Annotated in this window: 20 protein-coding genes; 11 read left to right on the top strand and 9 right to left on the bottom strand. The window is 65.9% G+C overall.

Annotated elements, in window-relative coordinates:
- Positions 1 to 29 precede the first annotated feature (29 nt).
- On the bottom strand, positions 30 to 830 hold the full coding sequence (locus tag BIWAKO_RS18080; protein ID WP_069882596.1) for a DUF2189 domain-containing protein: 801 nt from the start codon (positions 828 to 830) through the stop codon (positions 30 to 32).
- Between the two features lie 227 nt (positions 831 to 1,057).
- On the opposite strand from BIWAKO_RS18080, the gene ligA reads away from it, so the two are divergent.
- On the top strand, positions 1,058 to 3,205 hold the full coding sequence (ligA, locus tag BIWAKO_RS18085; RefSeq protein ID WP_069882597.1) for an NAD-dependent DNA ligase LigA: 2,148 nt from the start codon (positions 1,058 to 1,060) through the stop codon (positions 3,203 to 3,205).
- 75 nt (positions 3,206 to 3,280) lie between these two features.
- Here ligA and BIWAKO_RS18090 read toward each other — a convergent pair whose 3' ends face one another.
- Positions 3,281 to 4,270: an AraC family transcriptional regulator gene (locus tag BIWAKO_RS18090; RefSeq protein WP_069879831.1), complete on the bottom strand. Its 990-nt coding sequence runs from the start codon at positions 4,268 to 4,270 to the stop codon at positions 3,281 to 3,283.
- 97 nt (positions 4,271 to 4,367) lie between these two features.
- Here BIWAKO_RS18090 and BIWAKO_RS18095 point away from each other — a divergent pair, with 97 nt between their 5' ends.
- From BIWAKO_RS18095 to BIWAKO_RS18110, 4 genes are all read left to right on the top strand, one after another.
- Positions 4,368 to 5,609 (top strand): MFS transporter, encoded by a 1,242-nt coding sequence (locus BIWAKO_RS18095; protein ID WP_069879832.1) that lies wholly within the window; start codon positions 4,368 to 4,370, stop codon positions 5,607 to 5,609.
- An 83-nt stretch (positions 5,610 to 5,692) separates the two neighbouring features.
- The gene (locus BIWAKO_RS18100; RefSeq protein ID WP_069879833.1) at positions 5,693 to 6,556 is read left to right on the top strand and encodes an AraC family transcriptional regulator; all 864 of its coding nucleotides are present in this window, start codon (positions 5,693 to 5,695) and stop codon (positions 6,554 to 6,556) included.
- A gap of 12 nt (positions 6,557 to 6,568) precedes the next feature.
- Positions 6,569 to 7,279, top strand: coding sequence for an AzlC family ABC transporter permease (locus BIWAKO_RS18105; protein ID WP_069879834.1), 711 nt, complete (start codon positions 6,569 to 6,571; stop codon positions 7,277 to 7,279).
- Complete coding sequence (locus BIWAKO_RS18110; RefSeq protein WP_069879835.1) at positions 7,276 to 7,575, top strand: AzlD family protein; 300 nt, start codon at positions 7,276 to 7,278, stop codon at positions 7,573 to 7,575. The genes BIWAKO_RS18105 and BIWAKO_RS18110 overlap by 4 nt, the downstream gene beginning before the upstream one ends.
- Positions 7,576 to 7,646: 71 nt before the next feature.
- On the opposite strand, the gene BIWAKO_RS18115 is transcribed toward BIWAKO_RS18110, so the two are convergent.
- The gene (locus tag BIWAKO_RS18115) at positions 7,647 to 9,491 is read right to left on the bottom strand and encodes an aminopeptidase P family protein (RefSeq protein WP_069882598.1); all 1,845 of its coding nucleotides are present in this window, start codon (positions 9,489 to 9,491) and stop codon (positions 7,647 to 7,649) included.
- Positions 9,492 to 9,795: 304 nt separating this feature from the next.
- Between BIWAKO_RS18115 and BIWAKO_RS18120 the strand changes: the two genes are divergently transcribed.
- Both BIWAKO_RS18120 and BIWAKO_RS37120 read left to right on the top strand, forming a co-directional pair.
- Positions 9,796 to 10,026, top strand: a complete 231-nt coding sequence (locus BIWAKO_RS18120) for a hypothetical protein (protein ID WP_069879836.1) — start codon at positions 9,796 to 9,798, stop codon at positions 10,024 to 10,026.
- Positions 10,027 to 10,079: 53 nt separating this feature from the next.
- Positions 10,080 to 10,208 carry a hypothetical protein gene (locus BIWAKO_RS37120; protein WP_274533590.1) on the top strand — a complete coding sequence of 43 codons (129 nt, stop codon included), beginning with the start codon at positions 10,080 to 10,082 and terminating at the stop codon, positions 10,206 to 10,208.
- A 41-nt stretch (positions 10,209 to 10,249) separates the two neighbouring features.
- Here BIWAKO_RS37120 and BIWAKO_RS18125 read toward each other — a convergent pair whose 3' ends face one another.
- The 3 genes from BIWAKO_RS18125 to BIWAKO_RS18135 form a co-directional block, all read right to left on the bottom strand.
- Positions 10,250 to 11,197, bottom strand: coding sequence for a 50S ribosomal protein L11 methyltransferase (locus tag BIWAKO_RS18125; RefSeq protein WP_069879837.1), 948 nt, complete (start codon positions 11,195 to 11,197; stop codon positions 10,250 to 10,252).
- A 31-nt stretch (positions 11,198 to 11,228) separates the two neighbouring features.
- Positions 11,229 to 11,675 carry a GNAT family N-acetyltransferase gene (locus BIWAKO_RS18130; protein WP_069879838.1) on the bottom strand — a complete coding sequence of 149 codons (447 nt, stop codon included), beginning with the start codon at positions 11,673 to 11,675 and terminating at the stop codon, positions 11,229 to 11,231.
- 122 nt (positions 11,676 to 11,797) lie between these two features.
- Positions 11,798 to 14,173, bottom strand: a complete 2,376-nt coding sequence (locus tag BIWAKO_RS18135; protein ID WP_069879839.1) for an ATP-dependent helicase — start codon at positions 14,171 to 14,173, stop codon at positions 11,798 to 11,800.
- 118 nt (positions 14,174 to 14,291) lie between these two features.
- Here BIWAKO_RS18135 and BIWAKO_RS18140 point away from each other — a divergent pair, with 118 nt between their 5' ends.
- The gene (locus BIWAKO_RS18140; protein ID WP_069879840.1) at positions 14,292 to 15,947 is read left to right on the top strand and encodes an acyl-CoA dehydrogenase family protein; all 1,656 of its coding nucleotides are present in this window, start codon (positions 14,292 to 14,294) and stop codon (positions 15,945 to 15,947) included.
- A 58-nt stretch (positions 15,948 to 16,005) separates the two neighbouring features.
- Here the strand turns inward: BIWAKO_RS18140 and msrB are convergent, their stop codons facing one another.
- On the bottom strand, positions 16,006 to 16,446 hold the full coding sequence (gene msrB, locus BIWAKO_RS18145) for a peptide-methionine (R)-S-oxide reductase MsrB (protein WP_084652278.1): 441 nt from the start codon (positions 16,444 to 16,446) through the stop codon (positions 16,006 to 16,008).
- A 161-nt stretch (positions 16,447 to 16,607) separates the two neighbouring features.
- Between msrB and BIWAKO_RS18150 the strand changes: the two genes are divergently transcribed.
- Genes BIWAKO_RS18150 through BIWAKO_RS18160 form a run of 3 tightly spaced genes read left to right on the top strand, consistent with a single transcriptional unit; the run spans position 16,608 to position 19,370 of the window.
- Positions 16,608 to 17,858, top strand: a complete 1,251-nt coding sequence (locus BIWAKO_RS18150; protein ID WP_069879841.1) for a BtaA family protein — start codon at positions 16,608 to 16,610, stop codon at positions 17,856 to 17,858.
- Positions 17,855 to 18,523 carry a class I SAM-dependent methyltransferase gene (locus tag BIWAKO_RS18155; protein ID WP_069879842.1) on the top strand — a complete coding sequence of 223 codons (669 nt, stop codon included), beginning with the start codon at positions 17,855 to 17,857 and terminating at the stop codon, positions 18,521 to 18,523. The genes BIWAKO_RS18150 and BIWAKO_RS18155 overlap by 4 nt, the downstream gene beginning before the upstream one ends.
- Positions 18,524 to 18,569: 46 nt before the next feature.
- Positions 18,570 to 19,370: a potassium channel family protein gene (locus BIWAKO_RS18160; protein ID WP_069879843.1), complete on the top strand. Its 801-nt coding sequence runs from the start codon at positions 18,570 to 18,572 to the stop codon at positions 19,368 to 19,370.
- On the opposite strand, the gene BIWAKO_RS18165 is transcribed toward BIWAKO_RS18160, so the two are convergent.
- Both BIWAKO_RS18165 and BIWAKO_RS18170 read right to left on the bottom strand, forming a co-directional pair.
- The gene (locus BIWAKO_RS18165; RefSeq protein WP_069879844.1) at positions 19,371 to 19,652 is read right to left on the bottom strand and encodes a DUF427 domain-containing protein; all 282 of its coding nucleotides are present in this window, start codon (positions 19,650 to 19,652) and stop codon (positions 19,371 to 19,373) included.
- Between the two features lie 92 nt (positions 19,653 to 19,744).
- Positions 19,745 to 20,305 carry a thioesterase family protein gene (locus tag BIWAKO_RS18170; RefSeq protein ID WP_069879845.1) on the bottom strand — a complete coding sequence of 187 codons (561 nt, stop codon included), beginning with the start codon at positions 20,303 to 20,305 and terminating at the stop codon, positions 19,745 to 19,747.
- Positions 20,306 to 20,428 lie beyond the last annotated feature (123 nt).

Genomic DNA, 20,428 nt, shown 5'->3' on the forward strand with positions numbered 1-20,428 from the left:
GCCGAACCGGCCCGGTTGCTGAAGACGGGCTATCTCTCCACGACCTTGCGATAGAGATGCCAGGTGGCGTGGCCGAGGATCGGCATAACCAGGACGAGACCGACCAGCACCGGCAGGCAGCCGAGGATGAGCAGGCCGGTGACCATGAGACCCCAGATCATCATGACGCGTGGATTGGCTTCGACCGCGGCAACTGAGGTGCGGATCGCCGTTGCCACATCGACATGCTTGTCGAGCACCAGCGGGAAGGAGATCACGGTCATTGAAAAGGCGGCAATCGCGAAGAGCGCGCCGAGTGCGTTACCGACGATAATCATGGTCCAGCCGTTCGGTGTCGTCAGCACTTCGCCGAGGAAGTCGCTGATCGAGGTCACCGGCATGCCGCCAAGAAGCCAGCGATAGATCAGCCAGGCGGAAAGCAGCCAGGCGATGAAGAGCCCGGTCAGCAAGCCTCCGAGTGCAAGGATCGTCCCGATCGAGCGGGATTTCAGGATCGCGAAGGCGTGCGCCCATGAGGAGTTCATACCGCGTTCCCGGCGTCGGCTGATCTCGTAGAGGCCGATGGCAGCGAAGGGGCCGAGCAAGGCAAAGCCGGACAGCAGCGGGAACAGCAATGGGAAGATGTTGTAGCTCACTGTGAGCTGAGCGATGACGACGCCTGCGATCGGATAGATCAGCGCGATGAAGACGAGATGGCTCGGCTGGGCCATGAAGTCCTCGTAACCGCGCCAGAGCGCGTCGCGCAGATCAGCTGTGGTGATGGTGCGCACGCGCGGCTCAATGACGGGCTTGGCAGGTGCATTCGTCTTGCGGTCAGCATTGGAGATCATGCTGTCGAGATTGGCCATTGGCAGTCCTCCCGGTTCTGGCCCGGTGCGCAATGGCGGTCCTGACGCGATCCTTGGGTCAAGTCGCCGAAGGCGTCGAGCATCCAATTCCAGCACCACCACTATACGCCTGATGACGGAATTTGTCGCAAGCCCTTGCGAACACGATGGTGAGACGCGCGCAGGCGATGGTCTTTCTCGACTCCAGCAACTCGCCTAAGACAACGGACATGAGCGAAGCCGAACCCCTACCCGTCGAAGACCTCACGCCCCGCCAGGCGCGCGCCGAGCATAAGCTGCTGGCCGCCGAGATCGCCGAGGCCGACCGCGCCTATTTCCAGGAGGATGCGCCCATCCTCGACGATGCCGTCTATGACGCGAAGCGTCGGCGGCTGGTTGCGCTGGAAGAGGTGTTCGCTGAGCTGAAGGGCAACGAGGCGCTCAGCGACAAGGTTGGCGCCAGGCCGTCCTCGAAATTCGCCAAGATCCGTCACCGCGTGCCGATGCTCTCGCTCGCCAATGCGTTCTCGGATGAGGACGTCGCGGATTTCGCCGTGCGCATCCGAAGCTTCCTCGGGCGCAAGGACGATGCCGGGCTCGCCATTACGGCCGAACCCAAGATCGACGGGCTCTCGCTGTCGCTGCGATACGAGAAGGGCGAGCTCGTCTCCGCGGCCACGCGCGGTGACGGAGAGGAGGGTGAGGATGTCACGCTCAATGCCCGCACCATCTCGGAGATCCCGCACGTACTCGTCGGGGACGAGGTGCCGGAGGTCGCGGAAGTCCGCGGCGAGGTCTATCTCGGCCATGCTGATTTTGCGGCCATCAATGATCGCCAGCGCGAGAAGGGCGAGCGCGAATTCGCCAATCCGCGCAATGCTGCAGCCGGATCGCTACGCCAGCTCGACGTCTCGATAACCGCCGCGCGGCCGCTTCGTTTCTTTGCCTATGCCTGGGGCGAGATGTCGGACCTGCCAGCCGCGACACAGTTCGGCGTGGTCGAAGCCTTCCGCCGCTGGGGCTTCAAGACCAACCCGCTGATGCGCCGCTGCGAGCGTGTCAGCGAGCTCCTGGCGCATTACCGCGCAATCGAGGCCCAGCGCGCGACGTTGGGTTACGATATCGATGGCGTGGTCTACAAGGTCGATGACCTCGCGCTCCAGACCCGGCTCGGCTTCGTCGCGCGTGCGCCGCGTTGGGCGATCGCGCATAAATTCCCGGCGGAACTGGCGACCACCCTTCTCGAGGCAATCGACATCCAGGTCGGGCGCACCGGCGCGCTCAGCCCGGTTGCGCGGCTGCGCCCGGTCACAGTGGGTGGTGTCGTCGTCACCAACGCGACCCTGCACAACGAGGATTACATCCGGGGCTTCGATTCCAAGGGCCAGCCGATCCGTGACGGCGCCGATATCCGTGTCGGCGACACGGTGACGGTGAAGCGGGCCGGCGACGTGATTCCGCGCGTCGAATCCGTTGATCTCGGCAAGCGGCCCGCGGATTCGCAGCCCTATGTCTTCCCGACGCTGTGTCCGGTCTGCGGCAGCCATGCGACGCGCGAAGTCAACCCGCGCACGGGCAAGGAAGATGCCGTCCGCCGCTGCACCGGAGGGCTCATCTGCTCGGCGCAGGCTGTCGAGCGTTTGAAGCATTTCGTCTCGCGCGACGCACTCGACATCGACGGGCTCGGCGACAAGCAGATCGAGTTCTTCCACGCCGATCCCGACCTGCCGGTACGGGAACCCGCCGACATCTATACATTGGCGGTCCGCGATGCTGCCAACCTCAAGAAGCTGAAGGACAAGGAAGGCTTCGGCGCGCAAAGCGTGAAGAAGCTCTTCGATGCAATCGCGGACCGGCGCGCGCCACCGCTCAACCGCTTCATCTTCGGACTTGGCATCCGCCATGTCGGTGAAACCACGGCACGGTTGCTGGCGCGGCATTACGGATCATTCGAGGGCCTGCGCGAAGCGGCGACCGCCGCTGACCCGCAATCTCCCGAGCGGCAAGCGCTCGATGCCATCGACGGCATTGGCCCGACCGTCGTCGAGGCACTGGTCGAGTTCTTTGCCGAGGCCCACAATCAGGAAACGCTCGACCGCCTACTGGCGCAGGTGACGCCGCAGCCGCTCGAGGCGGTTGCCTCGACCAGCCCGGTCGCCGGCAAGATCGTCGTCTTTACCGGCGCGCTGGAGCAGATGACCCGTGACGAGGCCAAGGCCATGGCGGAACGGCTCGGCGCCAAGGTCGCGGGTTCGGTCTCGTCGAAGACCGACCTGCTGGTCGCCGGGCCTGGCGCCGGCTCGAAGCTCAAGGACGCTGCGAAGCACGGGGTCCAGGTGATTGACGAGGCCGGCTGGTTCGAGCTGGTCGGCAGGTAACGCCAGCGGGAGCGGAGCTGCGCCATCCGATTGGGGTGAGCGGCAGGTGCGGGTTCGGACTGGCGGGTGGCTTGCTCAGGGGCCTCCGAATTGCTGCGGCGGTGCAGAGCCTGGCCGCGGATCGCTATTGAACGCCGGCCCCCCTTCCGCGTCCGTCACCCGGAAGTGGCTGGGCGGCGCGCCTATGACGCGCTTGAAGGCACGGCTGAAGGCAGCCTCCGATTCATAGCCGAGCCGGCGCGCGACGATGGCGATCTTCATCCGGTCGCGGACGAGCCATTGCCGGGCCTGATGCATCCTGACCTGCACGACATAACGGGCGGGAGTTTCGCCAACGACGCTGGCGAAGCGCTCGGCGAAAGCGGAGCGCGACGCGTGCATGACCCCGGCAAGCGCCTCGACGGTCCAGTCCTCACTAGGATTGAGATGGATCGCGGCCAGGACCCGCCCGATATCGGGATCGCGCGCCGCGGCGACCCAGCCGGTCGAATCACCGCAACCCCGCTCGACCCAGGAGCGGATCAACGCAGCGGCGACGACGTCGGCCAGGCGGGTGAGGATGCTGCCGGCACCGACCCGGTCCAGCGCGAGCTCGCAGGCCATGGTCGTGAGCAGGGGCGGGATGCCCGGTTCGTTGGCCGCGAGCTCATGCAGCCGCATCAGTTCCGGCATCATCCGCAACAGCGGGTGCTGGCCATCGACGTTGAAGCTCATGCTGCCGCTGAAGAACATGGTCTGTTCGCCGTCGCCACCGCCGCGCGCCTCGGCGATGTCGCCGCAGACGGTCTGGAGCTGGCATTGTCCGAGCGGCTTGGCGCAGGCGCCGGGCGCGCTCGCCAAGGCGTGCTCGGCGCCGCGCGGCAACAGCACGGCATCGCCTTGCTCGAGGCGGATCCACTCGTTCTCCGGCGTCCGTAGCCAGCAGCCGCGTTCGGCGGCGAAGTGGAAGCGCGCCGCCTGCTGCGCCGGAAAGAGCAGGCCCCAAGGGGCGGTCATCTGGAAGCGAGCGTAGTCGACGCCCTCCAGCCGCAGGCCACGGAGCATTTCTGTCAGCGGATCGGTCATGGAATCCTGGACGAATGGTCAAGCATTTCGGATTTCCTAACATGGAAGCTCCAGAGCGTCATCTCTACTTGTCGGGTCCGACGTCCTGGAGACCGCCATGTCCGATTCCCTTTCCGCTACCGCGGATCCGCAATTCATCCCTGCCGAGATCGAGGAACGCGCCGAAGCGGCGTGGCCGGCGATCTTCTCGCTCACCATGGGCGTGTTCGGGCTGGTCACGGCCGAGTTCCTGCCGGCAAGCCTGCTGACGCCGATCGCTGCCGACCTGGGCATCAGCGACGGGGCGGCCGGGCAGGCTGTCACGGCGACCGCCGTCATCGGCGCGGTCGCCGGTGTCGCGACTGCGATCATGACGAGAGGTATCGACAGGCGCATCGTGATGTGGGCGCTGACGTCGCTGCTGGTGGTGTCGAGCCTGCTGGCTGCGGTCGCCACAGGGCTGACGACGCTTCTCTTCGCGCGCCTGCTGCTCGGCATCGGCCTCGGCGGCTTCTGGTCGATGGCGGCGGCAACCGCGATGCGGCTGGTCCCGGCAAGGCTGTTGCCGCGGGCGATGTCGATCATCTTCACCGGCGTCTCGGTCGCGACAGTCAGCGCCGCGCCGATCGGCGCCTATCTCGGCGAGGCGATCGGCTGGCGCGCCGTCTTTGTCATTTCGGCCGGCATCGGCGCGGTGACGCTGCTCGCCCAGGTGCTGACGCTGCCGAAGCTGCCGCCGCTGGCGGCGCCAAGCATCGGTACTCTCTTCGAGTTGCTGGCGCGGCCGAGCATCCGGCTCGTCCTGTTCGCCGTGCTGGTGATCATCTCCGGCCACTTCGCCGGATTTACCTATGTCCGTCCCTTCCTGGAGCAGGTGCCGCTGCTGAAGGTCGAGGCAATCTCGCTGGTCCTGCTGGCCTACGGCGTCGGCGGTTTCTTCGGCAATTTCGCCGGCGGTGCCGTGGTCGCACGCAGCGTCAAGGCCGCCGTCGTGCTGGGCTCGCTCGCGATTGGCCTGGCGGCGCTCGCGCTACTCTTCTTCGGCGCTTCGAGCCTTGTGTCCGGGCTCGCCATTGCGCTCTGGGGCTTCGCCTTCGGCTTCCTGCCGGTCGGCATCCAGACCTGGACGGTGCGCGTCGCTGCCGATCAGGCTGAAGCCGCAGGCGGCCTTCTCGTCGCTGCCTTCCAGGTCGCGATTGCGGGCGGGGCGATCTTCGGCGGATTGCTGGTCGACCATCTCGGGGCGTTGGGCGCCGTCGGCTATCTCGCCACCGCGACGCTGCTCGGTGCTGCCCTCGTCCTCGGTCTGGGCCGCGAGCCACCGGCCGCCAGCGGCGCGGCGCCAGCCATGGCTGGCTGAGATCGGATGGCGATGGTCCGCGTGATCGTCGCCATCACTTTTCTTCAAGACATCAGGGCCGGTATTCGCTGTATCCTGCCGGCATGGAATTGATCAGCCAAGGCGAAGCACTGCTGGAGACTCCGCTGCTGGCGGGGGAGCATGCTCGCATCTTCACGGCCTCACGTTTCGCGGGGTTGGAATGCCTGTCGGCGAAGTTCCAGACGCATTCCTACGCCCCACACGCGCACGAAACCTATGCAATCGGCACGATCGAAGCGGGCTGCGAGATCTGGCATGCACGGGGCCAGCGGCTTTATGCCCATGCCGGCGACATGGTTTTCAACCATCCGCTCGATGTCCATGACGGCCTGCCGCATGCCGGCGGCTATCGCTATCGCATGACCTATCCGACCGTCGAGCTGATGCAGGAGGTTGCGGCCTCGCTGACCGGCCACGAGGTGTTTGGCACGCCGTTCTTCGCCGAGCCCTGCGTTCACGATCCGGAGGCTGCCGCGCTGTTCAGCAACGCGCATCGGATGCTGGAGGAAAGCGGCGATGCCCTGGCGGGTGAAGAAGGGCTTTTGCGCGCTTACGCCTTCTGCCTGGGGCGTCATGCCGATCTTTCTGTGCGTCCGGTCGGACGCGAGCGTGGACCGATCTCCGAGGCCCGTGCGCTGCTCGAGCAACGCTATGACGAGGACCTTTCGCTGGCCGAAATGGCGCGGCGTTGCGGGTTGCCACGACATCATCTGATCCGAGCCTTCCGTCGCGAGACCGGCCTGACGCCGCATGCCTATCTCGTCGACATCCGCGTCCGTCGGGCGCGCGATCGCCTGCGCCGGGGGGAAATGCCTGGCGACGTTGCAGCGGCGACCGGCTTTTGCGACCAGGCCCATCTGACCCGCGCCTTCAAGGCGCGGCTGGGCGTCACTCCGGGCGCCTTCCGCGCTGCCCATCTGGCCTGAAGGGCTATTTTCATGTCCATCCTCGACGATGCCCGACTGGGCTTCAGCGATATCTGGCCGGCTGCCTTGGCTGCGGTTCCGATCGGCCTGCTCTTTGGCGCGCTCGCGGCCGGCAAGGGCCTCTCGCCGCTGGAGGTCTTCGTCATGGGGGCGCTGGTCTTCGCCGGCGGGGCCCAGTTCGCTGCGGTCGAACTCTGGGCGAGCCCGGCGCCTGTCTTCGCCATCATCTTCTCGACCCTGCTGATCAATGCCCGCCATGTGCTGATGAGTGCGTCGATTGCACCAAAGCTCGGGCGTTTCAGCACGGCCCAGAAGCTGACGGGCCTCTACTACATGGCCGACGAGAACTGGGCCCTGGCGGAGAAGCGGGCCCGGCTGCGGCAGCTCACGCCGGCCTACTGGTTCGGCATGATCGTGCCCTTCGTCTCATGCTGGCTGACGACGACGACTGTGGGGGCGACGGTCGGTGCGGCAATGGGCGACCCGCGCAGGCTCGGGGCCGACTTTGCCTTCACAGCGCTGTTCATCGCGCTGGTCGCCTCGTTCTGGAAGGGCAGGGTGACGTTCTGGACGGTGGCGGCTGCCGGTATCGCATCGGCGCTGACCTACAAGTTCGTCGGGCCACCCTGGCATGTCGCAGCGGGGGCACTGAGCGGTCTGCTGGCCGCCTGGCTGGCTGCGGGGACGGAGCCAGACGTGGTTGCGGAGGGCGTGAAGTCGTGACACTCGACACGCTGAATCTCATCGCCATCCTGGGCATGGCGGCCGTCACCTATCTGACGCGGATCGCCGGACTGGCGCTGGCGGGGCGGCTCGATCTGTCGCTACGCGCGCAGGCAGCCTTCGACGCCATTCCACCGGCCGTGCTGGTGGCCGTCATCGCGCCGAGTGCTCTGGCGACCGGCTGGCCGGAGACCGGCGCCGCACTCCTCGCCGCACTCGCTGCAACGCGGCTGCCGCTGCTGGCCGTCGTTGCCGTTGGAGTGCTGGCCGTGGTCGGGTTGAGGATGGTGATCTGAAATGACCTGAAGCCGCCGTCATGGCGGGACGGGCCCGGCGATGACGGCAGCGTCACTGCAGTGGTCGGCGTCTAGAGCTGCCTGCAGGCGGCTTCCAGCCAGGCCCTCGCTTCGCCCTCCAATTGCGGGCCGAGCTTGGCCCAGACTTGCGCGTGATAGGCGTCGATCCAGGCGATCTCACCGGCATCGAGCAGGGAACGCTCGATCAGCGCCCGCTCATAGGGGCACCAGGTGATGGTCTCGAAACCATAGATCGTGCGGTCGCCGCCGGGGATCTTCCGTTCCTCGACCACGATCAGGTTCTCGATGCGGATGCCGTACTCGCCCTGCTTGTAGTAGCCGGGTTCGTTGGAGAGGATCATGCCCGGCTCTAATGGCGTCGTGCCGAGCTTGGAGAGCCGCTGCGGCCCTTCATGCACCGAGAGATAGCTGCCGACGCCGTGGCCGGTGCCGTGATCGAAGTCGAGACCGGCCTGCCAGAGCGGCAGGCGGGCCAGTGCGTCGAGCTGCGCACCCGACGTTCCCTTGACGAAGACCACGCGCGAGATCGCCAGATGGCCCTTGAGCACGCGTGTATAGCGATCGCGCATCTCGGCGGTGGGGGGGCCGATCGCAATGGTGCGGGTGATGTCGGTGGTCCCGTCCTCGTACTGCGCTCCGGAATCGACCAGGAAGATGCCGGGTTCGAGCCGGCGATTGCTGGATTCCGTGACGCGATAATGGGGCAGGGCGGCGTTGGGGCCGGCGCCGGCGATGGTGGTGAAGGAGACGTCCTTGAGCAGGCCTGTTCTCAGGCGTTCGGATTCCAGTGCGGCAACCGCGTCGATCTCGGTGAGGTTGCCCTTCGGCGCCTCGCGCGCGAGCCATGACAGATAGCGCACCACGGCTGCGCCATCGCGCAGATGCGCGGCGCGTGTCCCGTTGAGCTCGGCTTCGTTCTTCCTTGCCTTCATCAATGCGATCGGGTCGGCGCCGGCATCGGGCGTGCCACCGGCATCGCGGATCAGGACGGCGAGCGCGGAGGCGGCCGTCGCCTGATCGAGCCGGACCTTGGCCCTGGCCTTGCCTAGCGCCACGAGTTGCCTTTCGAGGGCTGCAGGCGCCGCGATCTCACCGACCGCGCCGATGGCGTCGCCAGCCTCGTTCGTGATCTTCTCGGGTGCAAGGAAGACGGTCGGGCGCCCCTCGCGGGGCACGATGCCGTAGCCCAGCGGCAGGGGCGTGTGCTCGACGTCACCGCCGCGGATATTGAAGGTCCAGGCGAGGGCATGCGGGTCGGAAATGACCAATGCGTCCACCTTGGCCTTGATCAGCGCTTCCTGGATGCGTGCAAGTTTGCTGGCGGTGGTCTCACCGGCATAGTCGCCGCGATGGGCCTTGACCGCGGCGGTTGGGGCGGCCGGGCGATCACTCCAAAGGGCGTCGATCGGGTTCCGTGCAACGGCGGTCAGTGTGCCGCCGGCAGCCGCGACCGCCTTCTCGAGCTTGGCGACGCCATCGACGGTGTGCAGCCAGGGATCGTAGCCCAGCCTCGCCCCTGCAGGTAGGTTTGCTTCGATCCAGCGTTCGAGCGGGGTCTCTTCCATCTTCACTGGCGCAACGACCTTCGTGTCGGTCTGCTCGGCCGATTGGATGGTGTAACGGCCGTCGACGATCAGGACGGCCTTGTCGGCCAGCACGACGGCATTGCCGGCCGAGCCGGTGAAGCCGGTGAGCCAGGCGAGCCGTGCCATATGGGCGGGAACATATTCGCCCTGATGCTCGTCGGCGCGGGGCACGATGAAGCCGTCCAGGCCTTGAGCAGCGAGCGCCTTGCGCAGGGCCGCGACGCGGGGCGCGACCTCGGCCGGATTGCTCGGTTCGGAAAAGGACTGGAAGCGGCAGGTCGGCAGGCGGTGCGCGGGCGATTCGGTCATGACGGGTCCAAGCATGGCGATAACCGCCATCGTCGCGTCAGAACTGGCGGAAGGCCAGCGCAAAAGCGGTATCCTGCCCTGCTTTGTCCGTAGGCCCTCATGGCCGCTGTTTTGGGCGTTCTGCCTCTTCGCTATGCGATGAGCGTCAATCGTTAATGGAATTTAGTGGCGTGCATGCGTTTGATGCATATCTCGCATCTGCGAAATCATCTTCTCGCAAGTGCGAAGAAGTACCACTTTGGTTGCATAAGAGAACGAGGAAGCGACCGGGACTGTCCTTCGTTTGGAATGAGGAGATGGACCTGTGACCTATGTACTGAATGCGACCGACACCCTGCCCGCCGCCAAAGCCGTGAACACGGCGGGGCTGAGCTTCTGGCAGCGCCTCTACGTCGCGTTGATCGAAAGCCGTCGCCGCTCCGCCATCCGCGAACTGCGTGCGCGCTCCTACCTCGTCAACGAGGCGGAGATCGTGCTCGGCGGCTTTCCGCAAACGGCGCTGAAGAACGACGCCGCGCTTCCGTTCAACCGCTGATCTTTAGCGCCGCGCCCGAAGAGGCCGCCCGCGCTCAGAAAAGGACCAAGACCATGATCGCCATCATCAAGCACGCTTTCGAATGGGTCGTCGATACGGCCAAGTTCACCGCCGCCGTCTGGCATGACGCTCGCGCCCTGCAGGCCGAGGCGGAACAGAAGTACGGCCACATCGCCTTCTGAGCCTGAGCTCGAAGCGACAACACCCTTCTTGGGTGGCTGGCCTAGTAGGGGCGGCGCGGTCTTGGGGCCGCGCCGCCCTTTTTCATGACCAGGGTGGCCCAACCCTCGCGCAGGGACTGGCGCGCCAGGAACAGGCCCTGATGCCGGTAGGTCGAGACGATCCCGGCGACATCCATCGCCAGAAGCCCGGAGAGGATCAGGGTTCCGTCCCTTGCCAGCACGCGCGCGAGCGAGGGGGCGAGACGCTTCAGCGGGCCGGCCAGAATATTGGCGAAGACCAGATCGAAATGGCCCGGCCGGTTTGCCTTGGCGTGGAGCAGCCCGGGCGCGACATAGAGATCGAGCGCCCCTGGCGCGTGGTTGACGCGGGCATTGAGCGCTGCGACCTCGACTGCGACGGCATCGATATCGCCGGCAACGACGCGGCGCTTCGTTTGCATCGCCAGCGCCAGCCCCAGAATCCCGGTGCCGGTGCCGACATCCAGGCCGCGCAGCGGGCGGCGCTTCTTGAGTTCGGCATCAAGCGCCAGCAGGCAGCCGGCCGTGGTTCCGTGGTGGCCGGTGCCAAAGGCAAGCGCCGCCTCGATCTCGATCGCAATATCATTCACCCGCACCGTACCGCGGTCGTGCGCGCCATGGACGAGCACGCGCCCGGCCCGCACGGGCTTGAGCCCGTCGAGGCTGGTGGCGACCCAATCCTTCTGGTTGACAGTAGTGAAGGGGGTTGAATCGATGCTGTCGCCGACGATCGGGCGCAGCATGTCACGCACCGCATCTTCATCGGGATGGGTCGCGAAATAAATCTCGACCTTCCACGGCGCACTCAGCGAGAGCGTGGTGACGCCGTCCTCGATCTCGAAGGAGGAAATGGCCGTCTCAGTCGGATCGAATATCTCGCCGAGCAGTTCCGTCAGCGCGCGCGCCTTGTCGCCGCTGGTTGAGAGTTCGAGCACGGTCGCGACCGTGGCTGGGAGAAGACCTTCACGCATGCGGGCGGGATAGCAGGGCAGGGGGCGGATGTCATGCGCCGTCGGCAGGGGCGGCGAGGTCCTTGGTCATGAAATAGCGGGTCGCTCCGGGCGGTTCGAGCGCGATCTCACCGAAGACGCTCCAGCCGAAGCGCTTGTAGAACTCCGGCGCCTGGAAGCTGAGCGTGTAGAGCACCGCCTTGCGGCAGCCTCGGCGAAAACCCTCGGCCTCTGCCATCTGCAGAATGCGCGTGCCGAGGCCCGACCCGCGCTGGGTCTTGGGCACATAGAACAGGTCGATGAACAGCAGGCCGAGCGAGGTGCGACCGAGCAGCCCGCCAATCAGTTCATCACTCCTGCCGTCCTTGATGGTGATCGTCAGTGGCGTGTGGTCGCTGACGCCGCCCATCTCGACATTGTAGTCCCGCAGCCCCTGCGAGATCACCGAGTGGAGATCGGGATTGGCGGTGTCGGTCAGATTGACCGCGACGTCGGGCATCGTGCTGATCCTGCTGGCTTGGAGCCGGCATTCCTGCGGAACCGGACCGGGGCAATCCGGGCCTGCATAACCGCTTCGGCGATGCTCTGCATCGGCGCGCCGGACATGACGGCTGCGCTTGCTCAGCCCGCCTTCTGCACGAACGAGTCCAGCACCATCTTCCGGCCGGCCTTGTCGAAATCGACGGTCAGCTTGTTACCGTCGACGCTCGCGACGGAGCCCGGGCCGAATTTGATATGGAAGACACGGGCGCCGGCATCGAAAGCGGAGCTGCCGGTTGATTTCGCGGTCAACTCGCCCTCGATCAGCAGCGGGCCGCGCTGCCGGCCCGAGCCCGAGCCACCCTGGCCGAACCCACGGCCGCTGGTGTCCGAGAAGCCTGAGCCGCCACCGTTCCGCGCACGATTCTCCTGAGCGCGCTGCCAGCCAGGTGTCTGGTAGGAGGAGCCGAAGCTTTCCATCCGGTCGAAGCGCGAGGCTCCGTAGCCGCCCTGGCTGTAGGTCGACGGCGCCTGCACGACCTCGACATGCTCTTCCGGCAACTCGTCGATGAAGCGGCTCGGCAGGCTCGACTGCCAGAGGCCGTGAATTCGGCGGTTCGAGGCGAAGAGGAGCTTCAGGCGCTTGCGGGCCCGGGTCAGACCGACATGGGCAAGGCGGCGCTCTTCTTCCAACCCGGCGCGGCCGCTTTCGTCGAGCGCGCGCTGATTCGGGAACAGGCCTTCCTCCCAGCCGGGCAGGAAGACGGTATCGAATTCGAGCCCCTTGGCTGCATGCAGCGTCATGATGCTGACGCGCGCCCCGGCCTCGCCGCCATCGGCATCCATCACCAGCGAGACGTGCTCGAGGAAGGCCGGCAGGTCGGGGAACTCGTCCAGAGAGCGCACCAGTTCCTTGAGGTTCTCGAGGCGGCCGGCGGCGTCGGCCGAGCGATCCTTCTGCCACATCTCGGTATAGCCGGATTCCTCCAGCACCTGCTCGGCAAGCTCGCCCTGCTTCATGTGTTCGGCCTTGGTCGACCAGCGGGCAAAGGCCTCGACCAGTTCGCGCAGCGCGGTGCGGGCCTTCGGCTTCAGTTCCTCGGTCTCGACCACGGCACGGGCCGATTGCAGCAGCGACAGGCCGGTTGCCCGGGCGTGGTTGTGCAGAAGCTGGACCGTTGCGTCGCCGAGCCCGCGCTTCGGCACATTGACGATGCGCTCGAAGGCGAGGTCGTCAGTCTGGCTCACCACGCAGCGCAGATAGGCCATGGCGTCGCGGATTTCGGCCCGCTCATAGAAGCGCGGGCCGCCGATGACGCGATAGGGCACGCCGACATGGACGAAGCGCTCTTCGATCTCGCGCATCTGGGCGGAGATGCGGACGAGGATGGCAACCTCGGCAAGGTTCTCGCCCTTGCTCTGCATCGCCTCGATCTCGTCGCTGATCAGGCGGGCTTCCTCCTGGCTGTCCCAGGCGCCGGTAATGGTGACCTTCTCCCCGGCCTCATCCTCGGTGCGCAGCGTCTTGCCGAGCCGGCCTTCGTTGCGGGCAATCAGCTTCGAGGCGGTGGCGAGGATGTGCCCGGTCGAGCGATAGTTCCGTTCCAGTCTGACCACGACCGCGCCGGGAAAATCGTGCTCGAAGCGCAGGATGTTGTCGACCTCGGCGCCGCGCCAGCCATAGATCGACTGGTCGTCGTCGCCGACGCAGGCGATGTTGCGCCGGCCCTGCGCCAGCAGGCGCAGCCAGAGATACTGGGCAGTGTTGGTGTCCTGATATTCGTCGACCAGGATGTAGCGGAAGCGCTCATGATAGGTCGCGAGCACATCGGCATGCTCCCGGAACAGCGTCAGGCAGTGCAGCAGCAGATCGCCGAAATCGACTGCGTTAAGCGTCTTCAGCCGCTCCTGATAAGCGGCGTAAAGGGCGCCGCCCTTGCCTCCGGCGAAGACGCCGGCTTCACCCGGCGGCACGTCCTTGGGGGCAAGCCCGCGGTTCTTCCAGCTGTCGATGAAGCCCGCCAGCATGCGGCCGGGCCAGCGCTTCTCGTCGATCCCGGCCGCCGTGATGACTTGCTTCATCAGGCGGATCTGGTCGTCGGTATCGAGAATGGTGAAGTCCGAGCGCAGATCGAGGAGCTCGGCATGGCGGCGCAGGATCTTGGCCGAGATCGAGTGGAAGGTGCCGAGCCAGGGCATGCCTTCGGCCACGGGGCCAACGAGGCTTGCGATGCGCTCCTTCATCTCGCGCGCTGCCTTATTGGTGAAGGTCACCGAGAGGATCTGGGACGGGTAGGCGCGGTTCGTGGCGATCAGATGGGCGATACGGGTGGTCAGCACACGCGTCTTGCCGGTGCCGGCGCCTGCCAGAACCAGAACCGGGCCGTCAGTGGCCTCGACCGCTTGCCGCTGCTCCGGGTTGAGGCCTGCCAGATAGCCGGCGGCCGGCTGTGCGGCGGCGCGGGCGGCGAGGCCGCCGGGGCGGGGCAGAGGGGCGGACGTGGTGTGATCGGACAAGGCTTCAGGTCGCTTTGATCGTGATTCGTTCCAGGGGCAATATAGGCTGTTGCGCCGCAGATTGCTGGATAAGGCTGTTGGGCGTTGAATGCTCGCCCGATCGTCAGGACGCGCCCCGATGAATGTGGATATCGCCTCCCGCCATTCCACCCATGAGGTGACGAACCAGGTTCCCATACTGTGCGATTACGACGCCTTCGCGGCTGATCCCGTGTTGCAGGCGGCGGCCACCGCCTTCGATGCAGGCTGGGCCTCGGAGCGCCTGCATGCAGCAGGACGCATTGTCGGTTCGGCGCAGGTGCAGGACCTGGCGCGACTGGCGAACAGGTTCACGCCCGAACTCAGGACGCATGACCGGTTCGGCAACCGGATCGACCAGATCGAGTTCCATCCGGCCTGGCACGAACTGATGGGGCTCGCGATCGGGCAGGAAACCCATTCGCTCGCATCGAACTGGCCGGGCCCGGGCGCACAGGTGGCGCGTGCTGCGCTCTCCTATCTCTGGAGTCAGGGAGAAAGCGGTATCTGCTGCCCGATCAGCATGACCTATGCCGCGATCCCGGTTCTGAGGCAGGAACCCGACCTCTGGAGCAAGTGGGGCGCCCTGGTCAGCTCCAACCGCTATGACCGCCGCCAGACGGCAGCCTCGACCAAGACGGGGGCGACCGTCGGCACGGCCATGACCGAGAAGCAGGGAGGCTCGGACCTGCGCCAGACCCAGACCGTGGCCGAGGACAATGGCGACGGGACATGGTCCCTGACCGGGCACAAGTGGTTCTTCTCGGTGCCGCATTCCGACCTGTTCCTGACCTTGGCCCGAACTGCCGAGGGCATTTCCTGCTTCGTCGTGCCGGGCTGGCTGCCCGATGGCTCGCGCAACGGCGTGGCGATCCAGCGGCTCAAGGACAAATGTGGCAATCGCTCGAATGCCTCGTCCGAGGTCGAATTCCGCGGTGCAATCGGCCAGATGATCGGAGAGCCAGGCCGGGGCCTGCGCACCGGCCTGGCCATGAACCAAGGCTCCCGGCTGGACATCGCGGCGGCGTCGGCCGGGCAGATGCGGCTCGCCGTTTCACTGGCGGCGCATCACGCGGCCCATCGGCGCGCCTTCCAGAGAGGGCTGATCGATCAGCCGATCATGCAGAACGTGCTGGCCGATCTTGCGATCGAGGCCGAGGCCGCAGCCTGGCTCGCCTTTCGGCTGTTTGCGGCGCTCGACCGTCAGGAAGCGAGCGAGAGCGAGCGGTTGCTGGCGCGGGTCGGCGCGCCGATTGCGAAATACTGGGTCTCGAAGCGCGCGCCGGCGGTGGTGGTCGAGGCCCTGGAATGCCATGGCGGCAACGGCTTCATCGAGGAAAACCCCATGGCCCGGCTCTATCGGGAGGCGCCGCTCAACAGCGTCTGGGAGGGCTCGGGCAACGTCATCTGTCTCGATGTGCTGCGCTCGCTGGAGCGAGAGCCGGGCTCTCTCGTGGCGCTGATCGAGGAGATGCGAAGCGCGGCCGGCGCCGATAATCGCTTCGATGCGCATTTGAGCGCGCTGGAGTCGGAGATACCCATTCTGGTGCGAAGCGAAGGACAGGCGCGGCGGCTGGTCGAGCGGCTGGCGCTGGCGCTGCAGGCCTCGCTGCTGCTGCGCCACGCACCCCACATGGTCGCCGACGCCTTCATTGCGACGCGGCTCGAGGGACGCTGGTCGGGCCATTTCGGCGATCTGCCGGCGTCCGTGGACGCTGCCGCGCTGGCGCATCGGGCAGCCCCGGCCGTGGAATAACACTCGCGAGTTTAGAGCGGCCGTCCTCCCGAAGCGGGAGCGCGGCCGGCCAACTGGCTCAGGCCTCGGCCGGAGCGAAATCCATCGCGACGCCGTTGATGCAGTAGCGCAGTCCGGTCGGTGGCGGGCCGTCAGGGAAGACATGGCCGAGATGGCCGCCGCAGCGGGCGCAATGCACCTCGGTGCGCCGCATCATGTAGCTATTGTCCTCGCTGATCCCGACCGCGCCCTCCAGTGGCTGGTCGAAGCTCGGCCAACCCGTGCCGCTCTCGAATTTCTTGCCGGACTGGAACAACGGGTTGCCGCAACCGGCGCAGGTGAAGCGCCCGGCGCGCTTCTCGAAATTCAAGGCGCATGAGCCGGCGCGCTCGGTGCCATGCCCGCGCAGCACGTGGTACTGCTCCGGCGTCAGGCGGCGGCGCCACTCCTCGTCGGTCAGCTGGAATTCGAACTCACCGGCTTCCCTGGCCTTGCCGCCGAACAGTTCGGACAGTCCCATCGTCATTCTCCCGTTCAAAGGCTTCGGGCGGAATATGGGGATGATTGCGCTCCACGTCAGCCCGCCCTCACGGATAGCTGATCCGCAAAGCGCGTCACCCAACCGTCACGCGACTCCTCTAGTCGGCTCGCCATCGCAACGGACCGCGCGAGGAACGAAGAATGCAGACGGCGCGTACGGTTCGGCGGGAAACTACATTGGGCCTGACCACGGCGGTGCATCGCAGCAAGCCGCTGTCGCGGGCGGGGATGTTGGAACGCCTGTTCACTCTGGCCTTTTCCGGGCTCGTCTATCCGCAGATCTGGGAAGACCCGGTCGTCGACATGGAGGCGCTGGACCTGCGCCCTGATGATCATGTCGTGGCGATCGCGTCCGGCTCCTGCAACATCCTGTCCTATCTCACGGCCAACCCGGCGAAGATCAGCGCTGTCGATCTGAATGGCGCCCATATCGCGCTCGGCAAGCTCAAGCTCGCCGCACTCGACAGCCTGGCAGGCCATGAGGAGTTCCTGCGCTTTTTCGGCGAGGCGCAATCGCAGGCGAATGTCGCGCTCTATGACGCGGAGATCGCGCCACGCCTCGATGGCGTCTCTCGCAGCTATTGGGAAGGCCGCAGTCTGAGCGGGCGCCGGCGCATCCAGGTCTTTGCCCGCAATTTCTACCGGTACGGCCTGCTCGGCCGTTTCATCGGGGCTGGACATCTCCTTGGTCGCACGCTCGGCTGCGATCCGCGCGTGATGCTTCAGGCTCGCGACATGGCCGAGCAGCGCGCCCTGTTCGACAGGCATATCGCTCCCGTCTTCGACAAGCCCCTGGTGCGTTGGCTGGTGCGCCAGCCGGCCTCGCTCTATGGTCTCGGCATCCCGCCGGCCCAGTACAAGGCTCTCGCGGCTGATGGCGACGCCGGGATACGCGGCGTGCTCCGGCACCGGCTCGAAAGGCTGGCCTGCGGCTTCGACCTGAAGTCGAACTATTTTGCCCGGCAAGCCTTTGGACGAGGCTATGCGACGGACGAGGACGCATCGTTGCCGCCCTATCTTGAAAGGCGGAATTTCGCGGCCGTTCGAGAGCGGGCGGGCCGCGTCGCCTATCACCAGAGCGCGATCACGGCCTACCTCGAGAGCCAGCCTGCCAAGAGCTGCGATGCCTATGTGCTGCTCGATGCCCAGGACTGGATGAATGATGCGGATCTCACGGCGCTCTGGACGCAGATCACGCGCACGGCGCGACCCGGCGCCCGCGTGATCTTCCGGACGGCCGCCGATGAGAGACTTCTGCCTGGCCGGGTGCCGGCCTCGATTCTCGGGCAATGGCGCTATGAGGAAGCGCGCAGCCGCGAGCTTGGAGAGCGCGATCGCTCGTCGATCTATGGCGCCTTCCATCTCCATGTGCTGCAGGGGGCGGCGGCATGAGCGCTGGCCGCGCCACGACCGAGGCCGCCGGCCTGATGGACCGGATGTATCGCCACCAGCGCCATATCTACGACGCCAGCCGCAAGTTCTATCTGCTTGGCCGGGACCGGCTCATCGCCGAGCTCGATCCTGCGCCGCGCAGCGCCATCCTGGAAATCGGCTGCGGCACCGGGCGCAACCTGATCAAACTCGCCCGGACCTATCCCGGCACGCAGTGCTACGGTCTCGACGTCTCGGCCGAGATGCTCGCGACGGCAGAGAGAAGCGTGGCAAGATCGGGGCTCTCGGAGCGCATCCATCTGGCACAGGCTGACGCGACCTGCTTCGACGCGGCGGCCCTGTTCGGGCGCGATGGATTTGATCGCATCGTCATCTCCTATGCGCTCTCGATGATTCCGCCCTGGCGGGGAGTGATCGCTCAGGCGCTGCGAACGCTGACGGCCACCGGTTCGCTGCATATCGTCGATTTCGGCGACCAGGCCGGCTTGCCTGCGTCGTTCAGGGCGGTCCTCAATCGCTGGCTGACATTGTTTCATGTCACGCCAAGACATGACCTGCCCGAGGCAATTGCCGAATTGTCGCGGATCGAGGGCGCCGAGAGCCGCACGACCCGGCTCCTTCGCGGCTACGCCATCCACGCCGTGGCAACGCGGCGGGCCGCCTGAGCAGCCGGCGCTGGACGCGCCATCCTTTGGCCTGTAACGCCATGGAATGGCCGAGAATACGACGTCTGTTCGCAGGCAAGGGCAGGTCGAGAGACTGCGGGACGGCCTGCGCCAGCTCTACCATGGCCGTTCGCCCGGGGCGGTGCGCTTTCAGCTTGCGACGGCGGTCGTCGACCTGCTGATCATCGCCTTCTTCATCGCGACGCCGCTGATCCGCGAACGCCCGCTCTTCTACTGGCTCGATTACTCGGTCGCCGTGATCATGGTCATCGAGATCGGCGCGCGCATGCTGGCCTCCTCGAACATTCCGCGCTTGCTGCGCCAGCCGAGCATGCTGCTCGATCTCTTCATCCTGGCAACGCTGCTCGCGCCGCAATGGCTGGAGAATTTCGGCTTCCTGCGCATCCTGCGGCTCTGGTCGCTGTCGCAGCGTGGGTTGATCTGGGAGCGGCTGCGCGCTGCGGGCTATCCCGAGTGGGAAAGCGCAGCGCGGGCCATGGTCAATATCGTGACCTTCCTGTTCGTGGTGACAGGCTTCATCTATACCTTCTTCTTTCGCGAGACCGCGGGCTTCGCGGGTTATGTCGACGCTTTCTATTTCACGGTCGCGACCGTGACGACGACTGGCTTCGGCGACATCACCTTGCCCGGCACCGCCGGCAAGCTGACCTCGATCGTGGTGATGATCGTCGGGATTTCGCTGTTCGTGCGCCTGGCGCAAGCGATCTTCCGGCCCAACAAGGTCACCTTTCCCTGCCCGCAATGCGCGCTGCAGCGGCACGAGCCGGACGCCGTGCATTGCAAGGCCTGCGGGCATGTCCTGAAGATCCCCGATCACAACGACTGATCAGGAAATCTCCACACCCTTCCAGAAGGCGACGCGGTCCTTGATCTCGGCGGCAGCGGCCTTGGGCTCGGCATAATACCAAGCGGCGTCCCTGTTCTCAGCGCCAGCGACGACGATCGAATGGTAGTTGGCCGTGCCCTTCCACGGACAGATCGACGTCGTCTCGCTTGGTTTGAAGAATTCAGAGCGGATCGCGTTGCGTGGAAAATAGTGGTTGCCTTCGACCACGACCGTGTTGTCGGCTTCCGCCAGAACGGCGCCGTTCCAGGTTGCCTTGACCATCTCCGTTCCTCCCGACCGTCGCTGATCGCCGAAGATGGGGCCGCGCCAGGCCCAGTGACAGGGGCAGGCAGCCTGCGCCGACTCTGCCGCCCTCAGTGGCGCGTTTCGAGCTCGCGTTCGTCGTGCAAATCCTCGACCGTGATCGTCGTCTTCTTCGGCATGCCGATGATGCGCCCGATCGTGGCTGGCAGTGGCATGCGACAATGCGCCGCTTTCATCAGGGCGAGATTGGCCAGGATATCGGGCGGAAACGGCGAAACCTTGCGGGTCGCCATGTCGACATGCAGCGAGAGGTTTTCACTCGTCGCCGCGAGCCAGCCTTCGCTCGCATGCCGCATTTCCAGATAGTAGTGCAGGCGCTTTTCGTCGAAGGCGATCAGTTGTGCGGTGACCCGTACGAGGTCGTCCTCGGTCAATTCGCGCTTGTAGAGGACATGGCATTCGGCCGCGAAATAGGACGCGTTGCGCGTGTCGACATAGTCCTGGTTCAGGCCGACGAGCGAGAAAACCTCGTCGACAGCCCGATCGAACAGCACGTGGTAATAGGCCATGTTGAGATGGCCGTTATAGTCGATCCAGGGCGTTTCGACCCGCATTGCGGACGATACGAAGGGGGAGAAGAACAGCGCCGGAGCGCGGATCTCATCTTTCATGGCCGCCTCCCGCAAAGTTGTTGCGTGCGGCGGAACGGAACTCCACTGACACGCTACCATCGTCTTGAAGACGCCGCCGGACGAGCTATGCCCTGCCTGATGCACCGCCTCCCATGCGCCCGG

Origin of the sequence: Bosea sp. BIWAKO-01 (assembly GCF_001748145.1) — a bacterium.
Taxonomy (GTDB): domain Bacteria; phylum Pseudomonadota; class Alphaproteobacteria; order Rhizobiales; family Beijerinckiaceae; genus Allobosea.